General features: G+C 43.1%; 23 protein-coding genes and 4 pseudogenes. 25 read left to right on the forward strand and 2 right to left on the reverse strand.

Translation table 11 applies throughout. The features are described from left to right. Positions 1–77: 77 nt before the first annotated feature. The 5 genes and pseudogenes from AALA56_RS07440 to AALA56_RS07460 form a co-directional block, all read left to right on the forward strand. Positions 78–977 (forward strand): annotated as a pseudogene (locus AALA56_RS07440) (type I restriction-modification system subunit M); the annotation flags it as partial. A gap of 1 nt (position 978) precedes the next feature. Then, a complete protein-coding gene (locus AALA56_RS07445) occupies positions 979–1,575 on the forward strand; it encodes a restriction endonuclease subunit S (protein ID WP_369909446.1) in 597 nt (198 codons plus the stop codon). An 11-nt stretch (positions 1,576–1,586) separates the two neighbouring features. Then, entirely contained in the window at positions 1,587–2,159 is a 573-nt protein-coding gene (locus AALA56_RS07450; protein WP_369909447.1) for a restriction endonuclease subunit S, read from the forward strand. A gap of 8 nt (positions 2,160–2,167) precedes the next feature. Then, positions 2,168–2,785 (forward strand): restriction endonuclease subunit S, encoded by a 618-nt coding sequence (locus AALA56_RS07455; RefSeq protein WP_369909448.1) that lies wholly within the window; start codon positions 2,168–2,170, stop codon positions 2,783–2,785. A gap of 2 nt (positions 2,786–2,787) precedes the next feature. Next, a complete protein-coding gene (locus tag AALA56_RS07460; protein ID WP_369909450.1) occupies positions 2,788–5,883 on the forward strand; it encodes a type I restriction endonuclease subunit R in 3,096 nt (1,031 codons plus the stop codon). A 37-nt stretch (positions 5,884–5,920) separates the two neighbouring features. Here the strand turns inward: AALA56_RS07460 and AALA56_RS07465 are convergent. Then, positions 5,921–7,291, reverse strand: a pseudogene (locus AALA56_RS07465) (DNA methyltransferase); the annotation flags it as partial. A 198-nt stretch (positions 7,292–7,489) separates the two neighbouring features. Between AALA56_RS07465 and AALA56_RS07470 the strand changes: the two are divergent. The 20 genes and pseudogenes from AALA56_RS07470 to AALA56_RS07565 all read left to right on the forward strand — a co-directional run. Then, positions 7,490–7,714: pseudogene (locus AALA56_RS07470) on the forward strand (IS982 family transposase); the annotation flags it as partial. A gap of 241 nt (positions 7,715–7,955) precedes the next feature. Continuing rightward, positions 7,956–9,176, forward strand: a pseudogene (locus AALA56_RS07475) (PTS transporter subunit EIIC); the annotation flags it as partial. 9 nt (positions 9,177–9,185) lie between these two features. After that, positions 9,186–9,833 (forward strand): PTS sugar transporter subunit IIA, encoded by a 648-nt coding sequence (locus AALA56_RS07480; RefSeq protein ID WP_369909451.1) that lies wholly within the window; start codon positions 9,186–9,188, stop codon positions 9,831–9,833. Positions 9,834–9,935: 102 nt separating this feature from the next. Further along, the gene (locus AALA56_RS07485; RefSeq protein ID WP_369909452.1) at positions 9,936–10,790 is read left to right on the forward strand and encodes a bifunctional methylenetetrahydrofolate dehydrogenase/methenyltetrahydrofolate cyclohydrolase; all 855 of its coding nucleotides are present in this window, start codon (positions 9,936–9,938) and stop codon (positions 10,788–10,790) included. Continuing rightward, positions 10,783–11,643 carry an NAD(P)H-hydrate dehydratase gene (locus AALA56_RS07490; RefSeq protein WP_369909453.1) on the forward strand — a complete coding sequence of 287 codons (861 nt, stop codon included), beginning with the start codon at positions 10,783–10,785 and terminating at the stop codon, positions 11,641–11,643. Before AALA56_RS07485 ends, AALA56_RS07490 begins: the two co-directional genes overlap by 8 nt. A 104-nt stretch (positions 11,644–11,747) precedes the next feature. Further along, the gene (xseA, locus tag AALA56_RS07495) at positions 11,748–13,088 is read left to right on the forward strand and encodes an exodeoxyribonuclease VII large subunit (protein ID WP_369909454.1); all 1,341 of its coding nucleotides are present in this window, start codon (positions 11,748–11,750) and stop codon (positions 13,086–13,088) included. Next, positions 13,066–13,281 (forward strand): exodeoxyribonuclease VII small subunit, encoded by a 216-nt coding sequence (locus AALA56_RS07500; protein ID WP_115270488.1) that lies wholly within the window; start codon positions 13,066–13,068, stop codon positions 13,279–13,281. Before xseA ends, AALA56_RS07500 begins: the two co-directional genes overlap by 23 nt. Beyond that, on the forward strand, positions 13,281–14,150 hold the full coding sequence (locus AALA56_RS07505) for a polyprenyl synthetase family protein (RefSeq protein WP_369909455.1): 870 nt from the start codon (positions 13,281–13,283) through the stop codon (positions 14,148–14,150). Before AALA56_RS07500 ends, AALA56_RS07505 begins: the two co-directional genes overlap by 1 nt. Then, positions 14,143–14,958 carry a TlyA family RNA methyltransferase gene (locus AALA56_RS07510; protein WP_369909456.1) on the forward strand — a complete coding sequence of 272 codons (816 nt, stop codon included), beginning with the start codon at positions 14,143–14,145 and terminating at the stop codon, positions 14,956–14,958. The genes AALA56_RS07505 and AALA56_RS07510 overlap by 8 nt, the downstream gene beginning before the upstream one ends. Further along, complete coding sequence (locus AALA56_RS07515) at positions 14,955–15,431, forward strand: arginine repressor (protein ID WP_241154472.1); 477 nt, start codon at positions 14,955–14,957, stop codon at positions 15,429–15,431. Before AALA56_RS07510 ends, AALA56_RS07515 begins: the two co-directional genes overlap by 4 nt. Before the next feature lie 12 nt (positions 15,432–15,443). Then, positions 15,444–17,105 (forward strand): DNA repair protein RecN, encoded by a 1,662-nt coding sequence (recN, locus tag AALA56_RS07520; RefSeq protein WP_369909457.1) that lies wholly within the window; start codon positions 15,444–15,446, stop codon positions 17,103–17,105. 99 nt (positions 17,106–17,204) lie between these two features. After that, on the forward strand, positions 17,205–18,041 hold the full coding sequence (locus AALA56_RS07525; RefSeq protein WP_369909458.1) for a DegV family protein: 837 nt from the start codon (positions 17,205–17,207) through the stop codon (positions 18,039–18,041). Beyond that, the gene (locus AALA56_RS07530; RefSeq protein WP_369909459.1) at positions 18,034–18,879 is read left to right on the forward strand and encodes an SGNH/GDSL hydrolase family protein; all 846 of its coding nucleotides are present in this window, start codon (positions 18,034–18,036) and stop codon (positions 18,877–18,879) included. Before AALA56_RS07525 ends, AALA56_RS07530 begins: the two co-directional genes overlap by 8 nt. Then, positions 18,848–19,462, forward strand: coding sequence for a YpmS family protein (locus AALA56_RS07535; RefSeq protein WP_369909460.1), 615 nt, complete (start codon positions 18,848–18,850; stop codon positions 19,460–19,462). Before AALA56_RS07530 ends, AALA56_RS07535 begins: the two co-directional genes overlap by 32 nt. Positions 19,463–19,543: 81 nt before the next feature. Then, entirely contained in the window at positions 19,544–19,819 is a 276-nt protein-coding gene (locus AALA56_RS07540) for an HU family DNA-binding protein (protein ID WP_115270472.1), read from the forward strand. A 90-nt stretch (positions 19,820–19,909) separates the two neighbouring features. Next, positions 19,910–20,860, forward strand: a complete 951-nt coding sequence (gene manA, locus AALA56_RS07545) for a mannose-6-phosphate isomerase, class I (RefSeq protein WP_369909461.1) — start codon at positions 19,910–19,912, stop codon at positions 20,858–20,860. Positions 20,861–20,922: 62 nt separating this feature from the next. Beyond that, positions 20,923–21,651: a pseudouridine synthase gene (locus tag AALA56_RS07550; RefSeq protein ID WP_369909462.1), complete on the forward strand. Its 729-nt coding sequence runs from the start codon at positions 20,923–20,925 to the stop codon at positions 21,649–21,651. Between the two features lie 68 nt (positions 21,652–21,719). After that, positions 21,720–21,854 carry a DUF4044 domain-containing protein gene (locus AALA56_RS07555; RefSeq protein ID WP_369909463.1) on the forward strand — a complete coding sequence of 45 codons (135 nt, stop codon included), beginning with the start codon at positions 21,720–21,722 and terminating at the stop codon, positions 21,852–21,854. Between the two features lie 57 nt (positions 21,855–21,911). Further along, positions 21,912–23,225, forward strand: a complete 1,314-nt coding sequence (gene obgE, locus AALA56_RS07560) for a GTPase ObgE (RefSeq protein WP_369909464.1) — start codon at positions 21,912–21,914, stop codon at positions 23,223–23,225. Between the two features lie 12 nt (positions 23,226–23,237). After that, positions 23,238–23,405, forward strand: coding sequence for a hypothetical protein (locus AALA56_RS07565; protein WP_369909465.1), 168 nt, complete (start codon positions 23,238–23,240; stop codon positions 23,403–23,405). 40 nt (positions 23,406–23,445) lie between these two features. Here the strand turns inward: AALA56_RS07565 and AALA56_RS07570 are convergent, their stop codons facing one another. After that, a complete protein-coding gene (locus AALA56_RS07570; protein WP_369909466.1) occupies positions 23,446–23,967 on the reverse strand; it encodes a PadR family transcriptional regulator in 522 nt (173 codons plus the stop codon). Positions 23,968–24,100 lie beyond the last annotated feature (133 nt).

Genomic DNA, 24,100 nt, shown 5'->3' on the forward strand with positions numbered 1-24,100 from the left:
TCCTGTTTGTTTGGTCACTTACAGTATAGTCCTTTTGGGCCTTTTATCGTATTTTGAAATCAACTAGCACCACGGGTGAAGATAATAAAATTAATAAGATTTACGATCCAGCTTGCGGTTCGGGTTCACTCCTTTTACAAGCGAAAAAACAGTTTACAGAGCACATTATTGAAGATGGCTTCTATGGTCAAGAAATCAATATGACCACCTATAACCTTGCTCGTATGAATATGTTTTTGCATAATATCAATTATGACAAATTCAGTATAGAGCGAGGTGATACCTTACTAGATCCCAAACACGGCAACGCCAAGCCTTTCGATGCTATTGTGTCCAACCCGCCTTATTCTATTAAGTGGATTGGTAGCGATGACCCGACGCTTATCAATGATGACCGTTTTGCCCCAGCAGGGATTCTGGCGCCCAAGTCTAAGGCGGACTTTGCCTTCATCATGCATAGCCTTTCTTATTTGTCTAATAAAGGCAGAGCGGCTATTGTGACCTTCCCTGGGATTTTTTATCGTGGTGGTGCGGAGCAAAAAATCCGCAAATATTTGGTAGACGGAAACTTTGTTGAGGCTGTTATTCAGTTGCCTGATAATCTCTTTTTTGGGACATCTATCGCGACCTGTATCCTTATCCTTGCTAAAAATAAGCCGACAACAGATGTTCTCTTCATTGACGCTAGCCAGCAGTTCAAAAAAGAAACCAATAATAATGTCTTGACAGAAGAGAACATCGAGAAAATTCTGGAAAGTGTTGAGCATAAGAATAATGAAGAGTATTTTGCCCAACTCATTTCCCAAGAAAAAATTGCTGAGGCGGACTACAACCTCTCTGTCTCAACCTATGTGGAAAAAGAGGATACGCGAGAGAAGATTGATATTGATGTTCTTAATAAAGAAATTGCTGAGACCGTGAAAAACATTGACCGCTTGCGGACAGAGATTGATAAGATTGTCGAGGAGTTGAGCTGATATGACCTACATTGATGAGATGATTAAAGACCTTTGTCCTGATGGAGTGGAGTGGAAAGAGTTGGGTGAAGTTTGCGAAGTTAATAAAGGGAAGCAACTTAATAAAACCTTATTAACAGCTGATGGTGAGTATCCAGCTTATAATGGTGGCAAAACTTACTCAGGTAGAACCGATAGCTATAATGTAGAAGCTAATACGATTATTATTAGTCAAGGAGGTGCATCCGCTGGTTTTGTCAATTTTGTTGAATCTCGTTTCTGGGCTAATGCACATTGCTATTATTTATTGCCGGATATGGCAGTAGTGGACAATCGCTATTTATACCATTTTCTAAAGATGAATCAGAATTATTTGATGGAATTTCAACACGGAGCAGGTATTCCAGCTTTGAAGAGTGACAAGCTAACAAAGTTAAAAATGCCTATTCCTCCTCTAGAAATTCAGAACGAGATAGTCAAAATACTTGACAAATTCACTGATTATGTTACAGAATTGACCTTACGCCAAAAGCAATATACTTATTATCGGGATAAGCTTTTAAACTTTGACACAGATAGTTCGGGGGGGGGGGGGCGAACAATAAAGTTTATCAAGTAGAGTGGAAGACGTTGGGGGAGATATTAGTCAAGGGACGTGGAACAAAAGTTACTGCTAGACAGATGAAAGAGTTACATAAGGATGGCGCTCCTATTCGGATTTTTGCAGGTGGCAAGACCTTCGCTGATGTGGATTATGGTGATATTCCTGAGAAAGATGTTCATCACGAAGAGGCAATCATTGTTAAATCCCGTGGAATTATTGACTTTGAATACTATACAAAATCATTTAGTTTTAAAAATGAATTTTGGTCATATAGTTCTGACAGCGAGGATGTAAATTTACGGTATGTTTATCATTATCTAAATCATAACAAATCACATTTCCAGCATATTGCTGGTAATATGCAGATGCCACAAATTTCAAGTAATGATACTGAGAAATATAAAATACCATTGCCTACGAAAACGGTCCAATCCCGTATCGTTCAAGTTCTTGACAACTTTGACGCAGTCTGTAACGACCTAAATATCGGACTACCCAAAGAGATTGAACTACGTCAGAAACAATATGAATTTTTCCGAGATCAACTCTTGACCTTCGCCGCCGAAGGCGTGTATGCTGACAGTACAGTAAATGGGTAATTAGGCTCTTGACTTGGGTCTTTGGAACGATACGTGTAGAGTTGGGGAGTGTGTGCGACCTTACACGTGGAAATGGTTTGCAAAAGAAAGATTTCGTTGAAGAAGGTTACCCAGTTATTCATTATGGGCAAATCTATACACGTTATGGTTTTTCAACGAAGAAAACGATATCCTTTGCAGAAAAGGCAGTTTTTGATAAATTGAGAAAAGCGCAACCCAATGATATTATCATGGCAACAACTTCTGAGAATGTGGAAGATGTTGGAAAGGCAGTGGTCTGGGAAGGTGATGAGGAGGTAGGAATTTCTGGGGATGCTTATCGTCTGGTTACCTCGCAAAATGCTAGATATATGAATTATTACTTTCAATCCATTCATTTTCAAAGGCAGAAAGAACGTAAGGTGACAGGAACAAAAGTGATTCGGATCAATGCTAAAGATATGAAAACCTTTATTATTAAACTACCATCATTGTTTGAACAAACCCGTATTGTTTCTATTCTCGATATGTTTGACATGTTGACGAGCGACCTAACAAAAGGGCTACCAAAGGAAATAGAATTGCGGCAGAAACAGTACGAGTATTTTAGGGAGCATTTATTGACGTTTGATAGAGAAAAGGAGTAGTTATGGCAAAACGAGTGCAGACAGACACGATTGTCGAATCAAAAAACTTTATCATTTTAGACCGGTATGACAAAAAAGAGCAACCAAGCCATTATCAGACTGAAGCGGATTTAGAGCGAGAGTTGATTGCAGACTTGTCTCTTCAAGGTTATGAGTATTTGAAAGATGTGACAACGCCAGAAGCTCTGTTGGCTAATCTTAAGATACAGATAGAAAAGCTTAATCACGTGCAGTTTAACGCTAGTGAGTGGCGTCGTTTTTTAGCGGAGTATCTCAACAAACCAAGTGAAAGCTTGGTGGATAGAACACGTAAGCTCCATGATGACTATATCTATGATTTTATCTTTGACGATGGGCATCTTCAAAATATCTACCTTTGGGATAAGAAAAATATCAGTTGTAATAGTGTACAGGTCATCAATCAAATGCAGCAAAAGGGGAAAAGTAGCAACCGCTATGATGTAACGATTTTGGTCAATGGCTTACCTTTGGTGCAGATTGAGTTAAAAAAGCGTGGTGTTGCTATAAGAGAAGCTTTTAATCAAGTTCATCGATATAGTAAGGAAAGCTTTAACGAAGAGAATTCGCTGTTCAAATACGTACAAATTTTCGTTATTTCTAATGGAACAGATAGTCGTTATTTTGCTAATACCATTAAACGAGATAGTAATTCGTTTGATTTTACCATGAATTGGGCGTTGAAAAATAACGACCCTATTAAAGATTTGAAAGACTTTACAGCTACTTTTTTAAGTAAGCAGACTTTGTTGAATGTGCTTATTAATTACTCGGTATTTGATACTAGTAATACGCTTTTAATTTTACGCCCCTATCAGATAGCGGCTACGGAGCGCATCATCTGGAAAATTCGCTCTGCTATTGCTTCAAAACAAAAGAGTGGACCTGAGACAGGTGGCTATATTTGGCATACGACAGGATCAGGTAAGACCTTGACTAGTTTTAAGGCAGCAAGATTAGCTACAGAGATGGACGAGGTGGACAAGGTATTTTTTGTAGTTGATAGAAAAGACTTAGACTATCAGACCATGAAAGAATATCAAAAATTTTCGCCAGATTCGGTCAATGGTTCAGATAGTACAGCGGGTTTAAAACGTAATGTCGAAAAAGACGATAATAAGATTGTCGTAACGACTATCCAAAAGTTGAACCATTTTATGACTAAAGAGTCTCAACACAGTATTTATGATAAGCAAGTTGTGTTTATTTTTGATGAGTGTCACAGGTCACAATTTGGTGAGACTCAAAAGAGATTACGTCAAAAATTTAAAAAGTATTGTCAGTTTGGTTTTACAGGAACCCCTATCATGGTAGAAAATGCCCTTGGTTCTGAGACTACTGCCTCCATATTTGGAGCGGAGCTACATGCTTATGTGTTGACAGATGCCATTCGTGACCAAAAAGTTTTGAAGTTCATGGTGGATTATAATGATGTTAGACCACAGTTCAAAGAGTATGAGACAGAGCAAGACTTAGAAAAATTATCGGCGGCGGAAAATAGGAGGGCTTTATTACATCCAACACGGATTGAGGAAATCTCTCGCTATATCCTAGAGCATTTTAATCAAAAAACACATCGTCATACAGACACAGGCTTTAATGCAATGTTTGCGGTTTCTAGTGTCGAAGCAGCTAAATTGTATTATACAAAATTGAATGAGCTACAAGAAACTAGCGATAATCCTCTAAAAATAGCAACGATTTTCTCTTTTGCGCAGAATGAAGTGCAATCTTCTATTGGTGATATTGATGATGAAACTTTTACACCATCAGATTTGGTAGATGCTAGCAGTAAAGAATTTTTAGAGAATTGTATCACGGAGTACAATGGTTTATTTGGTACTCAACATTCTACAAGTAGTAAAGAATTCCAAAATTACTATAAAGATTTAGCTAAAAGAGTAAAAAATAGAGATATTGACCTCTTGATAGTGGTCGGTATGTTTTTGACAGGGTTTGACGCTAAGACTCTAAACACTCTTTTTGTTGACAAAAATTTGCGTTATCACGGTCTTATTCAAGCATTTTCACGAACAAATCGTATTTACGATGCCACCAAGTCTTTTGGAAATATTGTGACTTTCCGTGACTTAGAAAAAGCAACCACAGATGCTATCTCATTGTTTGGAAAATCTGGAACAGCAGAGATTCTTTTGGAACGCTCTTATCAGGAGTATTTAAATGGTTATATGGATGACGGTGAAGAACAGAAAGGTTATTTGGCTGTTGTTCAAGAATTGCAAGAAAAATTCCCCGACCCAAGTAAGATTGAGAAAGAGAGCGATAAAAAAACGTTTGTTACTTTGTTTGGAAAATACCTTAAACTGGAAAATATCCTGCAAAACTATGATGATTTTATTAGTCTACAAGACTTGCAAACAATTGATTTAGACAATGACGAAGAAGTAGCAACGTTTCAAGCGACACATCATATTGATGATGAGGCTTTAGAGGAATTAAAGACTCTCTCTATCCCAACGATTAGACAAGTCCAAGATTATCGTTCCACTTACAATGATATTAAAGATTGGTATACCAATGAACGTCAAAACCAAGAGGATAGTGACTCTCATCTTGACTGGGATTCAGTCGTTTTTGAAGTAGAATTGTTGAAATCTCAGGAAATCAATCTTGACTATATCTTAGAGCTTATTTTTGAGACTAACAAAAAAGTAGACAATAAGCAGGTATTAATCGAGGATATTAGGAGAACGATTCGTTCTAGTCTTGGTAACCGTGCTAAAGAAGATTTGATTGTGTCCTTTATAAAAGGTAGTGATTTAGATAATTTTGTGGATAGAGCAGATATTATTGAACAATTTTTCACCTACGCTCAAAAGGAGCAACAAAAAGAAGTGTTAGAGTTGATAAAGGAAGAATCTCTCGATGAAGAGGCAGCCAAACGCTATATTCAGACATCTTTACGGAATGAATATGCTAGTGAAAATGGAACAGCACTAAATGAGGCACTACCTAAAATGAGTACTTTAAATCCGAAGTATCACACTAAGAAACAAACGGTTTTTCAAAAAATCAGTCAGTTTGTAGAGAAATTTAAAGGGATAGGTGGGAAATTGTAATTTATAGTTGCCGATTATAATGATACAATATACCAATTTAGCATGTATGGAAGGAATCAGAAACATCTGATTCCTTTTTTATAAACTTAAAGTTTATTATATACGGTGGATTGCCTATCAGGTAGATTTCATCTGTTGGGCTGTGAGGGACTATTTTGTCCCAGTCAAGTCTGAGGGCATTACCGTGGGTGATATTTCCTGCGTCTCTTAGAGGGAGGAGGGCCTGTTTCATGTTGATTTCCTCTTTAGCCTCGACGTTCATCTGGTGCTCTGCTATCCAGAGGGACAGGCGTGCCACCTCATGCGCAAAATCATCCAAGTCGATACCGTAAAACTGCGCTAGCTTAATCTGTGATTCTTCAAATAAATTGACATCATGCTTGCCTGTCAACTCTCGAAGCGTTTTGACGATTTTAATCTCTAAGCGTCATAGCTCTTTATAGGTGATGATGAGGAAGTTACCTGAGCCACAAGCTGGGTCAAAGAACTTAATCTGTGACAGGCGCTTACGAAGGTCTTCCAGCTCTTTCTCGTAAACCTTACGATTGGCACTCTTGGTCTTAGCAGTCGTATCCTTATCTTCATTGTCGTTGATTTTAGCGACGATAGTCTCATAACTAGCCGTCAAGTCATCAAGAAACAGCGGTTTAATGACTTTCATGATATTTTCTACAGAGGTATAGTGCATGCCAGATTCGGAGCGCTCCTCGCTACTAGCTACCGTTTGAATCATCGCACCTAAAATATCAGGGTTAATGTCGTTCCAGTTGAGCAACTCCCCTGCTTCTAAAATCAGCTTTCGTGTCTTTTTATCAAAGTCTAGAGTGATTTCGGAGTCCTTAAAGAGCTTGCCATTGACATAAGGAAAGTCCTTCAACCAAGCTTCTTGAGGGTCACGCATAGGGATATCCAAGCTCTTAAAAATCTGATTCAAGAGGGCTTTTAAGTCGCTACCATCCTCACGAGACCGCGTTTTAATAGCCTTAGTAAAAATCCCTTTTGGCATGATTTCCGTATCTTCTGCAAAAAGTAAAAAGAGCAGTCGAATGAGAAAGAGATTAAATGCTTTTTCTTCTTGATTGCGATCATCAAAGTGATTGATCTCTTTTAAAGCTTCATAAAGACGTTTAAAGCGCTCAGTTGCCTTTATGTCGGCTGGATTTTCCTTGACATAGTCCACCTTTTCAATCCCATTCCACGCCAAAAAGAAATCCGCATAAGCAGGCAAATCCCCAAAAGCAATTTGCAAAGTATCTTGCGTTTTGGTATCCTTACTAGCCAATTCCTCAAAATTCGTCACAATGATATAGCGAGGCTTTGACCTTCTATCCTTTAGTAAGGTCTCAATCTCAGCCACACGTGCTACTGGTGACTTAGCCTTGCTGACAGTATCAAAATATAATTTATTTTACCCGTGGTGCTAGTTGATTTCAAAATACAATAAAAAGCCCAAAAGGACTATACTGTAAGTGTTCAAACAGGAGGTTAGTCCAAATGAGCTACTTACAGTATACCGCTAAATCCCATCACTTACAATGGAATATCAAAAAATTATCAAAACTTTGTTATCAGCTATATCGTGATTATTGTCCTGAATCCTTCAAACAAAGGTTATCATCTTTGGACTCCTCTGCGTCAAAATATGTCAGGTGCTAAGCAACATAACCATTGGGAACTAATGGCTATGAGGAGGACTATAGAGACACGATTTTCAGAACTTTGTGCTCTTTTCAATATGAAGCAAACTCTAGCCAGAGGGACAACAGGCTTGCAATTGAGAATAGAACAAATCGTACTAGCCTATAATTTGAGATATTTTGAAATCAACTAGCACCACGGGTATCTTAGCCATTTTTAAAACAAATCAAAATTTTTTCAAAAAAACGCTTGCATTATGTGTAAGCGTTTGCTGTAATAGAACCATCAAAAAGGATTGTTACTGATAAGTAGACAAAAACTAGATAAATATGAAATAAGCGACTTTTTTACCGTGGGGTGGAGTGTCTTATTTGATATTTGTTTAGGTTTTTTCGTTTGCTTTTTAGGCAAAATAGTTTTATTTGGAGGCTCTTATGGCTAAGGATTACACAGAGTTAGCACAAGATATTGTGGCTCATGTCGGCGGTAAGGATAATATCGCAAAACTCGTTCACTGCGTAACACGCTTGCGCTTTACCCTAAAGGATGAAAGCAAGGCTGATGACGACTATCTCAAACAGCGTGATGGTATCGTGACAGTGGTCAAAGCAGGTGGTCAGTATCAAGTCGTTATTGGCAATCACGTCCCAGATGTCTATGCGGCAGTGCTCAAGGTTTCTGGTATCTCTGGCGATGGTGGTGTCGATGTGGATGAGGGGGATGTCCCTAAAGGTAATCTCCTCGACCAATTCATCTCCTTGGTGTCTGGTATCTTCCAGCCTATGCTAGGTGTGCTGTGTGCGTCAGGTATGATAAAAGGTTTGGTCGCTATCCTAGCAGCATTTGGGGTCAAGGATACAGCAGGTGTCTACATCATCCTCAATGCTGCTGGTGACGGGCTCTTTCAATTCTTGCCAATCGTTTTAGCCATTACCTTAGCTAAGCGTTTCAAGATGGAGCCTTTTACAGCGATGGCGCTCGCTTTTGCGCTGGTCTATCCTAATATCGCAGCCAGTTTTGCAAAAGGCAGTGTTGACTTTCTAGGCATTCCAGTTGTTTTTCCTGCTTCTAGCTATCTGCAAACAGTACTTCCGATTATCCTCACGGTTTGGGTGGGTGCTAAGCTGGAACATTTCTTTAAGAAAATCGTTCCTGACGTGGTCAAGGTCTTTCTGGTTCCGTTTTGTGTGCTTTTGATTACAGTGCCACTCGCTTTTCTAGCTATTGGTCCAGTCATGAACTACGCCAGTGACCTTGTCGGACTTATCTTTACCTCTCTTTACAAGGTCAGTCCAATCTTGTACGGTCTTATCCTTGGTGGGGCTTGGCAAGTGCTTGTTATGTTTGGACTGCACTGGGGCTTGGTGCCACTTGTATTTTTAGAATTATCACAAGGACATCAAAGTGTTATTTTGGTAGCGTCATTTACTATCTGTTTTGCACAAGCAGGCTCTCTTCTGAACATCATGATTCGTACCAAGGAGAAAAAAGTTCGTGAGCTTGCTATTCCAGCCTTTATCTCAGCTCTCTTTGGGGTAACTGAGCCAGCTATCTACGGGATTACTCTTCCTATGCGCACACCGTTTATAATGACCTGCATTTCAGGTGCAATCACAGGTGCTTATCTTGGTTTGTTTGATGTCAAAATGTATGTCTAGGTCGGTATGGGACTCTTTGCGATTCCATCATTCTATTCTTCAGCAAACGCTATGAACGCTGTTCACTTTGTCATTGTTATGGCTCTTAACCTTGTCATTGGATTTGTGCTCACACAGTTTGTCACCATTCCAAACCTTTACGGTGAGCCAAAAGAAAGTCAGCCACAAGAAGAAACAACACCAGAACTCAAAGAACTGCAACAAGAGCTTATTGCGAGTCCTATGATTGGTGAGGTTGTCGCTCTTGACCATGTCCCTGACGAAGTGTTTGCCTCAGGTGCTATGGGGAAAGGTTTGGCTATCAATCCGTCAGACGGAACTGTTGTCGCACCAAGCAACGGTGAGATTACGCTGGTCTTTCCGACTGGGCACGCTGTCGGCATGCGCACTGAAAACGGCGCTGAAATCCTCATCCATGTCGGTATGGATACTGTTTCTCTGGCTGGTAAGGGCTTTAAGAGCTTTGTTGAGGTGGGACAAAAAGTCACAGCAGGCGACAAACTGCTAGAGTTTGATCTAGCAACCATCCGTGACGCAGGGCCTCCAGTCATCACACTCGTCATTGTGACCAACTCAGCAGACTATGACGATGTTCTATTGACCCAAGAGGTGCGTGTCAATATCGGCGATTACCTGATGACAACCGTCAAATAAGAGAAATACCGCTAGAAAGCGGTATTTTTTGTGATTATGATAGCGTTTTGCAAGGCTTTTCGATATAATGATAAGAAAGAAAAGAGATGATAAGGAGAAGATATGACACTTATAGATGGAAAAGCACTCGCTACTCAAATGCAGGACAAACTAGCAAGCAAGGTGCAGCAGATGAAGGACGACTACGGCGTAGTACCGGGCTTAGCGGTGATTTTAGTAGGTGACAATCCAGCCAGCCAAGTCTATGTGCGCAATAAAGAGCGCTCAGCGCTAAAGGCAGGCTTTAAGAGCGAAACTAAACGTGTACCAAGTAGCATTAGCGAAGAGGAATTGATTGCCTTGATTGAGGACTACAATCAAGACGACACTATCCACGGTATCTTGGTGCAGTTGCCACTTCCCGAGCATATCAATGACAAAAAGGTCATCATGGCAATAGACCCCCATAAGGATGTCGATGGCTTTCACCCTATCAATACTGGGCACCTCTGGAGCGGACGCCCTATCATGGTGCCTTGCACGCCAGCTGGTATCATGGAGATGTTGGCAGCCTATGATATTGACCTTGAGGGCAAGCACGCTGTTATCATTGGGCGTAGTAATATCGTTGGAAAACCCATGGCGCAGCTCTTGTTGGCTAAAAATGCAACAGTTACACTCACCCACTCTCGCACGCAAAATCTCTCTGACGTTGCCAAGTCAGCGGATGTCTTGATTGTCGCCATCGGTCAAGGACACTTTGTGACCAAGGACTTTGTCAAAGAAGGAGCTGTTGTGATTGATGTCGGTATGAACCGAGATAGTGATGGCAAGCTCATTGGTGATGTCGCTTTTGATGAGGTCAAAGACGTCTCTAGTTACATCACGCCAGTACCAGGTGGCGTTGGTCCCATGACCATTACCATGCTCCTTGAGCAGACCTATCAAGCAGCTCTTAGGAGTTTAGAGCATGCTTAGGGCGGACGAGATAGCTCAAAAAGTCATCATGCCTCGTCCTAGAGATAGCTACAAGGGCAGTTTTGGGCGTGTGCTTTTGATAGGAGGGCACTACCCTTATGGTGGCGCTATCATCATGGCGGCTCTTGCCTGTGTCAATAGCGGAGCTGGTCTAGTCAGTGTCGCTACAGATAGAGACAATATCACAGCCCTGCATGCCCATCTGCCAGAGGCAATGGCGTTTGAGATGAGTGATAAAGAACGTCTGACGACTGCTATCAGACAAGCGGATGTCATCCTTATCGGCTCTGGCTTGAGCGAGGACACACTAGCAAAGAGTGTTTTTGAGACGACTTTAGAAAATATCAACGCTTCCCAAACACTTATCATTGATGGCTCTGCTCTGAATTTACTAGCCAGGCATAAACTGACGCTAAAGACGAACAAGGTCATTCTCACCCCACACCAAAAAGAGTGGGAACGCTTGTCTGGGCTTAGGATAGAGGAGCAAAGTGCGGCAAATAGCCAATCAGCGCTAGCAGATTTTCCACTAGGAACCATTTTGGTAGCAAAGAGCAAAGCAACGGCAGTCTATACAGTTGATAGCGCCTGCTTGCTTGGTGTGGGTGGTCCTTATCAAGCGACAGGTGGCATGGGCGATACCTTAGCAGGTATGGTTGCTGGCTTTTGCGCTCAGTTTAGAGACAATCTCTTTGAGACGGTTGTTGCTGCGGCTTACCTGCACTCCTATATCGCAGATAAACTGAGTAAGGACGCTTATATCGTGCTTCCGACAAGTATCTCTCAAATGATATCCAAAGTGATGAAAGAGTTTTCGAGTCTGTCTACTAAGGACTCTTGTGACCAAAGCTAAAAGAGGGCTGTCCCTCTTTTTTAGCGTCTTGATTAGCAAAAGCCCACTAAAATTTGGTATAATAATAGCAGTATGCAAGTATTCATGTTAGAAAGGAGCGCCTCGTGACAGATTATTTATCGGTATCTAGCTTGACCAAGTATCTGAGTTTGAAGTTTAGTAAAGACCCTTATCTCGAGCGGGTTTATCTGACAGGACAGGTCTCAAACTTTCGCCCTCGAGCTGGTCACCAATATTTTTCCCTCAAGGATGAAAAAGCAGTTATCAAAGCGACCATGTGGGCAAGGCAGTTTAAAGAGCTGGGCTTTGAGCTTGAAGAGGGCATGAAAATCAATGTCATCGGACGGATTGAGCTCTATGAGCCAAGCGGTTCTTACTCGATTATCATCGAAAAGGCAGAGCCAGACGGGATAGGAGCTTTAGCGGTGCAGTTTGAGCAGTTAAAGGCAAAACTGACTAAGGCTGGCTATTTTGACAATAAGCACAAGCAGGCACTTCCACGCTTCCCAAAGAAAATCGGTGTGGTCACCAGTCCTAGTGGAGCGGTGATTAGAGATATTATCACCACGGTTTCACGCCGTTTTGCTGGTGTGGACATTGTGCTCTTTCCCACCAAGGTGCAAGGTGAAGGCAGCGCCCAAGAGATTGTAGACAATATCCGAAAAGCCAATCAGCGCAAGGACTTGGACGTCTTGATTGTCGGACGTGGCGGTGGGACGATTGAGGACCTCTGGGCTTTCAATGAAGAAGCGGTTGTGGAGGCGATTTTTGAGTCTCGTCTGCCTATCATCTCCAGTGTCGGACATGAGACAGACACGACCTTATCAGACTTTGTCGCAGACAAACGTGCAGCAACGCCTACAGCTGCGGCAGAGCTTGCTACACCTGTGACCAAGGCGGATGTACTTGCCTTTGTAGCTGAGCGCAGGCAACGGAGCTATCAAGCCACACTTGCGACCATTAAGCGTCTTGAAGAACGCTTAGCCAAGTCTCGTCAGTCGGTTATCTTTCGTCAGCCAGAGCGCTTGTATGACGGCTACATGCAAAAGCTTGATCGCTTGAGTATGGAGCTTTCAAACAGCATGCGCCAGATTTATAGCCACAATCAGCAGCAAGAAGTACTGCTCACGCAACGCTTACTGGGGCTTGATTTGTCAAAGAGAATCGAGAGAAATAAAGAAAATCTAGCTCATCTCAAGCGTCTGTTGCTAACGACCATGACCAATCAATACGACAGCAAGTTAGCACGCTTTGAGCGAGCACAGGATGCGCTTTTGTCACTAGATACCTCACGCATTGTGGCACGGGGCTACGCTATTGTCAAACAAAATGAAACAGCACTATCCAGTGCTAAAGCGCTAGAAAAGGGCGACCACTTGCAGATTATCATGCGAGATGGTCAGCTAGAAGTTGAGGTAGAAGATGTCAAAAGAACACACATTTGAGGAAAATTTACAGGCACTAGAAGCTATCGTCACCAAGCTTGAGACAGGTGATGTGGCGCTAGAGGATGCCATCAGCGAGTTTCAAAAGGGCATGGCTCTTTCAAAAGAGCTGCAACAGACGCTAAAAGAAGCTGAAAAGACCTTAGTCACTGTCATGCAAGACGACGGCACAGAAGTAGAGATGGACAGCTAATGGATAAAAAGCAATACGTAGACGAGGCGATTCATGCCTACTATGAGCGACATGGGGCTGTTTCAGAGAGACTAGTTGAGGCGATTTTGTATTCGGTTGATGGCGGAGGTAAACGCTTACGCCCGCTGATTTTACTAGATTTGCTGGAGGACTTTGGTGTGAGTCTTGAGTCTGGTCACTATGATGTGGCGGCTGCTCTTGAGATGATTCACACCGCCAGCTTGATTCATGACGATTTGCCTGCCATGGACAATGACGACTATCGTCGTGGACGCTTGACCAATCACAAGCAGTTTGATGAGGCGACGGCTATTTTAGCTGGGGACAGTCTCTTTTTGGACCCTTTTGGCTTGATGGCTGAGGCAGACTTGGCTGATAGCGTCAAGATTAAGCTAATACAGGCTCTCTCGCAAGCGTCAGGAACGTTTGGTATGGTGGCTGGGCAAATGCTGGATATGGCAGCTGAGCATACGCAGCCTTCTCTAGTAGACTTGGCAGCTATTCACCGCCACAAGACAGGCTATCTTCTGACCTATCCTTTCTTAGCAGCAGGGCTTTTAGCAGAAGTGTCGCAGGATGAGCAGGCACTTTTAGAGGAGGTAGGTCAGCTGGTTGGTCTAGCCTTTCAGGTGCGAGATGACATCCTAGATGTGACGGCGGACTTTGAGACCTTGGGCAAGACGCCAAAGAAAGATGTGACTGCACAGAAAGCCACGTATCCGAGCTTACAAGGCTTAGACCAGTCTTACCATATCCTTGAGGACAGCCTTAACCAAGCGCTAGCGCTGGTCCAAAAACTAGAAGCCAAGCAAGCAAGAAACTTTGTAAAACTAAGAACGTTATTAGAAAGGTTACGACTAGATGGCTAAGGAAAGAGTAGATGTTCTTGCCTACAAACAAGGGCTTTTTGAAACCAGAGAGCAAGCCAAGCGTGGCGTCATGGCAGGTCTTGTCATCGCTGTTTTAAATGGTGAGCGCTTTGATAAGCCAGGTGAGAAGATTGACAGCAACACCGAGCTCAAGCTAAAGGGCGAAAAACTGCGCTACGTCAGTCGTGGTGGGCTAAAGTTAGAAAAAGCACTAGATGTGTTTGGCATTTCTGTTGAGGGAGCGACCACGCTTGATATTGGAGCGTCAACAGGTGGTTTTACCGATGTCATGCTACAGTCTGGCGCAAAGCTGGTCTACGCTGTAGATGTGGGGACCAACCAGCTGGTCTGGAAACTCCGCCAAGATAAGCGTGTCATCAGCATGGAGCAGTACAATTTTCGCTATGCTGAGCCTAGTGATTTTACCCATGGTCAGCCGACCTTTGCTTCCATTGATGTGAGTTTTATCTCGCTGGGTTTGATTTTACCAGCTCTCTCTAAAGTTTTAGCTGATGGTGGCGAGGTGGTGGCTCTTATCAAGCCGCAGTTTGAAGCAGGGCGAGAACACATTGGGAAAAATGGCATTGTCAAGGACAAAAAAGTTCATGAGATGGTCATCCAGCAAGTGTGTCAGTTTGCGCTAGAGTCTGGCTATGCTGTCTGTGGGCTTGATTTTTCACCGATACAAGGCGGACATGGCAATATCGAATTTTTAGCGCATTTGAAAAAAGAGGACAATCCGCAAAATATGGTGATTAACCAGATAGATACCATTATCGAAAAAGCACATGAGGAGTTTAAGAAATGATGAAAAAAAAAGAGCGCTTAGAAGTGATTAAGGAGCTAGTAACGACAGAAGCTATCGAGACCCAGCAAGAACTGTTAGATTTGCTAGATGAGCGTGGCATGCACTTGACGCAAGCGACCATTTCCCGAGATATGAATGAAATCGGCATTATCAAGGTGCCATCTGGCTCAGGACACTACATTTACGGCTTTTCTAAGGAAGTCGAAATGCCAGCTAGACCTGATGTGGTCAAGAAAAAGCCGAGTCCTATTTTGACAGTGTCACAGCCTATTTTTGGCGAGGTTTTCTTTTTGTCGGTTGATGTCATCCCAGGCAACAGCCGTGTGCTCAAAACACGTCTAAAAAACCGCTTTACGTCTGATTTGTTAGGCATTATAGCAGATGATGATAGCCTGCTGGTTTTAGTGAGAGAAGAAAAAGTAGCAGAGCAGGTGCAAAAGACCTTGACAGAGTGGATGTTTACGGAGTCCTAGAAAGGAGCAGGCATGTTATTAGAAATTTCCATCAAAAACTTTGCCATCATTGAGGAGATTTCCTTGACTTTTGATAATGGCATGACTGTGCTTACTGGAGAGACTGGCGCTGGAAAGTCCATCATCATTGACGCCATGAATATGATGCTTGGGGCACGTGCCAGCGTTGAGGTCATTCGTCACGGTGCGGACAAGGCTGAGATTGAAGGCTTCTTTTCGGTCAATGACAATCTTGTGCTGGCTCATATCTTGGAGGAGAATGGCATTGCTTTTTCAGATGAGCTGATTATCCGCAGAGAAATCTTTCACAATGGACGTAGCGTCAGTCGTATCAACGGACGCATGGTCAATCTGACTACGCTACGTGCCGTCGGACAGCACTTGGTTGATATTCATGGACAACACGACCAAGAAGAGCTCATGCGCCCACAACTTCACATCCATATGCTTGATGAGTTTGGCGACAGCGACTTTAAAACCATCAAGTCTAGCTATCGTCAGACCTTTGAGGCTTACCGTGAGCTGCGCAAGCAAGTGGCTCTCAAGCAAAAAAATGAAAAAGAGCACAAAGAGCGCATTGAGATGTTGGAGTTTCAGATTGCAGAGATTGAGGCGGCTAATCTCAAGTCTGGTGAGGATAAAAAACTCACCCAAGAGCGTGATAAGCTCATGAACTACAAAAACATCGCAGATACGCTAAACAATGCCTTTGTCATGCTGGACAATGAAGAGTTCTCTAGCCTCTCAAATGTCCGCTCTGCCATGAACGAGCTGATAACGCTTGAGGAGTTTGACCCTGACTACAAGGAGCTCTCAACCAGCCTGACAGACAGCTACTATGTCTTTGAAGAGGTCACAAAGCGCCTAGAGGACATCATTGACAATCTGGACTTTGACGCAGGCTACCTGCAAAAAATCGAGAGTAGACTAGACACCATCAACGCCATTACACGCAAGTACGGCGGCAGCGTGGACGATGTACTCGAGTATTTTGACAATAGCGTCAAAGAGTACAATCTCCTCACAGGCAATACCAGCGCTAGCAACGACCTAGAGCTGGAGCTGAAAAAACTGGAAAAAGAACTCATCCAGTCCGCTAAGCTATTGAGCGACAAGCGTCACGAGCTAGCAAAAGTCTTAGAAGCCGAGATTAAGCAGGAGTTGACCGAGCTGTACATGGAAAAAGCAGACTTTAAGGTCAACTTTACTAAAGGTAAGTTTGGTAAGGACGGCAATGAAGTCATCGAGTTTTACATCTCGACCAACCCAGGTGAAGGCTTTAAATCGCTGGTCAAGGTGGCGTCTGGCGGTGAAATCTCACGCTTGATGTTAGCCATCAAGTCTGCCTTTTCCCGCAAGGAGGACAAGACTAGCATTGTCTTTGACGAGGTGGACACTGGTGTGTCTGGGCGTGTGGCGCAGGCTATCGCTCAAAAGATTTATAAGATTGGTAGTCACTCGCAGGTGCTTGCCATATCGCATTTACCACAGGTCATTGCTATTGCCGATTATCAGTTTTTCATCGAGAAAGTCTCTGACGACAACTCAACGGTCTCAACGGTGCGCTTGCTGAATGAGGATGAGCGTGTCGAAGAGATTGCTAAAATGCTTGCAGGTAGCGACGTCACAGAAGCCGCTCGCACACAAGCCAGAGAATTGCTCAAAAAAGCGTAGAAAGATTGGGTTTCCAATCTTTTTGATTTTGTCAATACGGTTTTCCTTAAAATTTGGTATAATAGAGAGGAGAATTATTATATTAGACAGGAAAAGATTATGGCAAATGTAAAAATTGTAACGGATTCCTCCCTTACAATCGAACCCGAACTTATAAAAGAACTTGATATTACGGTGGTGCCACTATCTGTCATGGTTGATGGCGTCCTTTATTCAGATAGTGACCTCAAAGAGGAAGGCAAATTCCTTAACCTAATGCGTAACAGCAAAAATCTCCCAAAAACCAGCCAACCACCCGTTGGTGTTTTTGCCGAGGTCTATGAGCGTTTGTACCAAGAAGGAGCGACAGACATCGTCTCTATTCACCTATCACATACGCTTTCAGGGACTATCGAAGCTGCTCGCCAAGGGGCAAATCTAGCAGGCGTTGAGGTGACGGTCATTGACTCCACCTTCACAGACCAATGTCAGAAGTTCCAAGTGGTAGAGGCTGCAAAACTCGCAAGAACCGGTGCAGACTTAGCTGCTGTTGTTGAGCGTGTCAATGAAGTGCGTGAAAAGTCTGAGCTTTTCATGGGTGTCTCTACTCTTGAAAACCTTGTCAAAGGTGGACGTATCGGACGTGTGACTGGTGTTTTGACATCGTTGTTAAACATCCGTGTCGTTGTTGAGATGAAAGACCATGAGCTAGTGCCAATTGTCAAGGGACGTGGTGCTAAAGCCTTTAACAAATGGTTTGACCAGTTTATGGAGCATGTCAAAGGACGCAAAATCGCAGAGATTGGCATTTCTTACTGTGGAACGGCTGATTTGGCAAATACTTTCAAGGAAAAATTAAAAGTCTTAGGAGCTCCAATTTCTATACTTGAGACAGGTTCTATCATCCAGACCCATACGGGTGAGAATGCCTTTGCAGTTATGGTGCGCTATGAGTAAAAAATCAGTAATAACAGGACTTGCTTTCTTTTTAGTGAGTCTTGTTTTATCCATTTTGCTCTTTAACCTGCTCATCCCAAAGTCTGACCCCAAACTGACTAAGGCAGACTTTTTAAAGCAGAGCACAAAGACGCTCAATTATGTAGCAATCGGTGACTCGCTGACGCAAGGGGTCGGAGACACGACCGACCAAGGCGGTTTTGTGCCCATTTTAGCGCAAGCACTAGAGAGCAAGTATGGCTACACGGTGCATAGTGAGAATTACGGTATCTCGGGCAATACCAGTGCTCAGATTTTGAGTCGCATGAAAAAGCAGACCAAAATCCAAAGTGCTCTCAAAAAAGCCGATCTGATGACGCTTACCGTTGGTGGTAATGATGTCATGGCGGTTATCCGTAAAAATCTGACCAAGCTTAGCGTTAATAGCTTTAAAGAGCCTGCTAAAGCTTATCAGAAGCGCCTGCGCTCAATCATTGAAGTGGCACGACAAGACAACAGCACGCTTCCCATCTATGTTCTTGGGATTTACAATCCCTTTTACCTCAATTTTCCAGATATGACCCAAATGCAAGAGGTCATTGACAATTGGAATACAGCGACAGAAGAGGTTGTCAAAGAGTACCAAAATGTCTACTTTGTTCCTATCAATGACGCACTCTACAAGGGCATTGATGGAAAAGAAGGTATCGTTCAGACTTCTGGCACGCAGACCAATGTCCTAAACGATGCCCTCTTTGAGGGAGATCATTTCCATCCCAATAACATCGGCTATCAAATCATGTCAGATCAAGTAATGGAGAAAATCAGTGAAACAAAAGATTCTTGGACGAAAGATTAACTGGTGGAAGTGGGGGCTTTTGCTGCTTCTTGCCATCAATATCGGCTTTATCGGTGTGGTGACCAGCCGTTTGATACAGCCAAGAGAGTCCAGCAGCCAAAAGACGGTTAATCAAACCGCAAGCAGTGTCAAAGTCGGCACCTTTACCACGCACAAGGAAGAGTTAAACGACACCATTGCAGCTTTTTTGAGCGATTATCAGAGCAAGGACTTTTCCTATCAGGTCTATGCCGCCTCGTCTTCCATTTTATTTGAGGGGACATACACGTTACTAGGCTACGAAGTGCCGCTTTACGTCTACTTTGAGCCGCTGCGCCTCTCAAATGGTGCTGTGCAGCTAAAGGTGACATCTTTTTCAGTTGGGACGCTCTCACTACCTCAAAAGGAAGTCTTGCAATACATCAAATCCAGCTACAAACTGCCTGATATTGTCGTTGTCAACCCTCAAAAAGCCACGATTACCATCAATTTGCAGAACCTCAAAAACGATGCTGGTATCTATCTCAAAGCTACCAGTATTGATCTGGTCAATGACCAATTTATCTTTGATATTTTTAAGAAAAAAAGCGCTTCAAAACGTTAATAACTTGACGTAACAGCGATTTTTAGGTATCATAGTTTTTGTTAAAGCATAAGCTTATAAATTATTGGAGGATTTGTTAAAATGGCTAACAAACAAGATTTGATTGCAAAAGTAGCAGAAGCTACAGACTTAACAAAGAAAGATTCAGCCGCAGCTGTTGACGCAGTTTTTGCAGCAGTAACTGAATTCCTTTCAGAAGGTGAAAAAGTACAACTTATCGGTTTTGGTAACTTTGAAGTGCGTGAACGTGCTGCTCGTAAAGGTCGCAACCCACAAACTGGTAAAGAAATCGAAATCGCAGCTTCAAAAGTTCCAGCATTCAAAGCTGGTAAAGCTCTTAAAGACGCTGTTAAATAATCTCTTAAAAGGCTGTCGTGATGGCGACGGTCTTTTTTAAAATGATTGATGTAAACGCTTTGATAAATAAGGCTCTATTAAGGAGAAAACATGGCAGAACCATTATTTTTAAAGTCACAAATGCATGAGAAAATCTGGGGCGGGACAAAGTTACGTGATGTCTTTGGCTACGAGATTCCAAGCGCCACAACGGGCGAATACTGGGCGATTTCAGCGCACCCAAATGGTGTCTCAACAATCGCAAATGGTCGCTATAAAGGCTACGGCTTAGACCAGCTCTATCGTGAGGAGAAGGCTTTGTTTGGCAATCCAAAGTCTGAGGTCTTTCCACTTTTGACCAAAATTTTAGATGCTAATGACTGGCTGAGTGTGCAAGTACACCCTGACGACAGCTACGCTCTTGAGCATGAAGGCGAACTTGGCAAGACCGAGTGCTGGTACGTGATTGCAGCCGATGAGGGTGCAGAGATTATCTATGGGCACAATGCCAAGTCAAAAGAAGAACTGGCGCAAATGATTACAGCAGGCGATTGGGAACACCTCTTGACCAAGATTCCTGTAAAGGCTGGTAATTTCTTCTACGTGCCAAGTGGCACCATGCACGCTATCGGCAAAGGCATTCTCATTTTAGAAACCCAGCAATCTAGCGATACGACCTACCGTGTTTATGATTTTGACCGTAAGGACGCCTCAGGCAAGACCCGTGACCTGCACCTCAAACAGTCCATCGATGTCTTAACGATTGGCAAACCCGCTAACAGCACTCCAGCTCGTATTATCAGTGGAAACCTTGACTTGACCACACTGGTCGCAAATGCCTTCTTTACTGTTTATAAATGGCAAATCTCAGATCAAGTTGATTTCAAGCGTACAGCTCCTTATCTTCTTCTTAGTGTCTTAGAGGGACAAGGACAGCTGGTGATTGAGGGTACTAGCTACCCTATCAAAAAAGGCGCCCACTTTATTCTTCCTCATGATGTTGGTAGCTGGGAGCTAACAGGTGAGCTTGAGTTGATTGTCAGCCATCCAAATGAAGATTAACCAAAAGACTGAGTTTCTCAGTCTTTTTCTTTATGCTATAATAAAAGGGTAAAGGAGTTCGCATGCGTTTAGATAAATTTTTAGTTGCCTGTGGCATAGGGTCACGAACAGAGGTTAAGCTTCTGCTCAAAAAGAAAACCGTCCGTGTTAACGAGAGTATCGTCACATCAGGCAAGACTCAAGTTGATGAGACAGCAGACACCATTAGCTATCAAGGTCAGGTGCTAGGCTATGAGCAGTTTGTCTACTATATGCTCAATAAACCATCTGGTGTCATCTCTGCGACAGAGGATAAAGCGCATAAGACCGTGCTTGACCTGCTCGATGACACCGCTAAAAATAAGCAAGTCTTTCCAGTAGGACGACTGGATAGAGATACCACAGGGCTTCTCCTCATGACCAATAACGGTGCGCTTGCGCACGCCATGTTATCACCTAAAAAACACGTGGACAAGGTCTATGAAGCGCAGATTGCAGGTCTGATGACACCAGAGGACGTGGAAGCTTTTGCTGCTGGTATCGTCTTAGAGGACTTTACCTGTCAGCCAGCAAAGCTTGCTATCATTACAAGTGACAGCCAAAAGGAGACTTGTCTCGTCCATATCACCATCCGAGAAGGGAAATTTCACCAAGTCAAGCGTATGGTGGCAAGTCGTGGTAAAAAGGTGGTGCAGCTAAAGCGCCTAACTATGGGACCGCTAAAACTTGATGATAAGCTAGCGCTAGGGGCTTATCGCAGGCTCACAGAAGAAGAGCTAGAAGCGCTTGCGGCATTTGATGTGCTACTATAGTTTTCTATTTGCGAAAAGGCTGATTTCATGGTAAGATAATAGAAACAAGCAAAAAGAGGTAGTATGTCATGGCATTTGGAGATAATGGGCCACGTAAGAAAACACCGTTTGAAAAGTTAACGATGATTGTCGTGATTGTGATGATTATCGTGACCATCGGAGGGATATTGTTCTCAGCTCTTGCTGGTGTGACAGGTATGTAACTGTAAAGCGCTTTATAAGCGTTTTTTTAAACTGATAAAGAATAGGTAATAATAAAAATGAGTATGTTTTTAGATACAGCAAAAATCAGCGTCAAAGCAGGTCGTGGCGGAGACGGCATGGTTGCCTTTCGCAGGGAAAAGTATGTCCCTAACGGCGGTCCTTGGGGCGGAGATGGCGGACGAGGTGGTTCTGTCATTTTTAAAGTGGACGAGGGTCTGCGTACGCTCATGGATTTTCGCTATAATCGCCATTTCAAAGCAAAAGCTGGTGAAAAAGGCATGACCAAGGGTATGCACGGTCGTGGAGCAGAGGACTTGATTGTCCCGATTCCTCCTGGTACTACGGTGCGTGACGCCAATACTGGCAAGGTCATCACCGATATGATTGAAAATGGGCAGGAGTTTGTCATTGCACACGGTGGACGTGGTGGGCGAGGTAATATCCGCTTTGCCACCCCTCGCAATCCAGCGCCAGAAATCGCTGAAAATGGCGAACCTGGTGAAGAGCGTGACTTGCAGCTGGAGTTGAAAATCTTAGCTGACGTTGGTCTAGTTGGTTTCCCATCTGTCGGAAAATCGACACTACTTAGTGTCGTCAGTGCAGCCAAACCTAAGATTGGTGCTTACCACTTTACCACCATTGTCCCAAATCTCGGTATGGTGCGTACCAAGTCTGGCGAGAGCTTTGCTATAGCGGATCTTCCTGGGCTTATCGAGGGTGCCAGCCAAGGTGTCGGCTTAGGGACACAGTTCTTGCGCCACATTGAGCGCACCCGTGTTATCCTGCATGTCATCGACATGTCAGCTAGCGAAGGGCGTGACCCTTACGAGGATTACCTAGCCATTAACCACGAGCTTGAGAGCTACAATCTGCGCCTTATGGAACGTCCACAGATTATCGTGGCAAATAAAATGGATATGCCAGAAGCGCAGGAAAACTTACGTGTCTTCAAGGAAAAGCTAGCAGCTGGCTATGATGAGTTTGATGAGCTGCCTATGATTTTCCCAATCTCGAGTCTGTCTCATCAAGGTTTGGATAATCTCTTAGAAGCGACAGCAGAATTGCTTGACAAGACCGATGAGTTCTTGCTTTATGATGAGAGCGATATGGAGCAAGATGAGGTCTACTATGGCTTCAATGAAGACGAGCGTCCCTTTGAAATTTCACGTGCTGATGATGCCGCTTGGGTACTCTCAGGTGAGAAACTTGAAAAACTCTTTATCATGACCAATATGGAGCGTGACGAGTCTGTCATGAAGTTTGCTCGCCAGTTGCGTGGTATGGGGGTTGATGAGGCGCTACGTGAGCGTGGAGCCAAGGACGGCGATATCGTTCGCATTGGCAATTTCGAGTTTGAGTTTGTTGACTAAAAGGAGGCGACTATGGGAGATAAACCCATATCATTTAAGGACGAAAACGGCAATTTCGTCTCAGCAGCAGATGTCTGGAATGCTGACAAACTAGAAGCCCTATTCAATGAGCTAAACCCTAACCGTAAACTACGATTAGAGCGTGAGAAAAAAGAAAAAGACAAAGCTGCTAAGAAGTAGCGAGAATAACAAAAGGTCTGATGGTTATCATCAGACCTTTTTAATGTTCTTTGTAGTTTTTTAATTCTTCTTCTAAAAATTGCTTGTTGGTGATATACTGTGCTAAGCCATAACGCAAGGTCAGCTCTTGGTTTTTGCTGATGCCCTGCTCTTTCCAAATCTCATAGTTTTTCTCTAGCTGGGCGATTTTTTGTTCTTTTCTTGCGATTTCGTCTTCGATGAGTTTGACAATCTCTTGATCGCTAAAATTGGTCGCAAAAAAGAGATGCATCAAAAAATCAGACTTGAAACTATCATCTGCCACATCTGACTCCAGATAATTTAGCAGCTCTTTTTCGCCAGCAGGCGTTATAGAGTACACATTTTTATTGGGTTTTCCTGTTTGGACGATGATTTTTTTAGAGACTAGACCTTCTTGCTCAAGTTTCCTGAGAGTAGGGTATATCATCCCGTAGGTGCCGTCGTAAAAATAGGACAGTCGATTTTGTAAAATATCATTGATTTCATAGCCCGTTTTTTCGCTTTGACTGAGTATCCCTAAAATAACGTATCTTCCCTTCAAAGTCTGCCCCTCCTTTGGTTTAGTAATGCTTTCTATGCTATATTTTTTTATCATATACCCGTGGTGCTAGTTGATTTCAAAATACGATAAAAGGCCCAAAAGGACTATACTGTAAGTGACCAAACAAACAGGA

Source organism: Streptococcus hyointestinalis (assembly GCF_041225505.1).
Lineage (GTDB): Bacteria > Bacillota > Bacilli > Lactobacillales > Streptococcaceae > Streptococcus > Streptococcus hyointestinalis_B.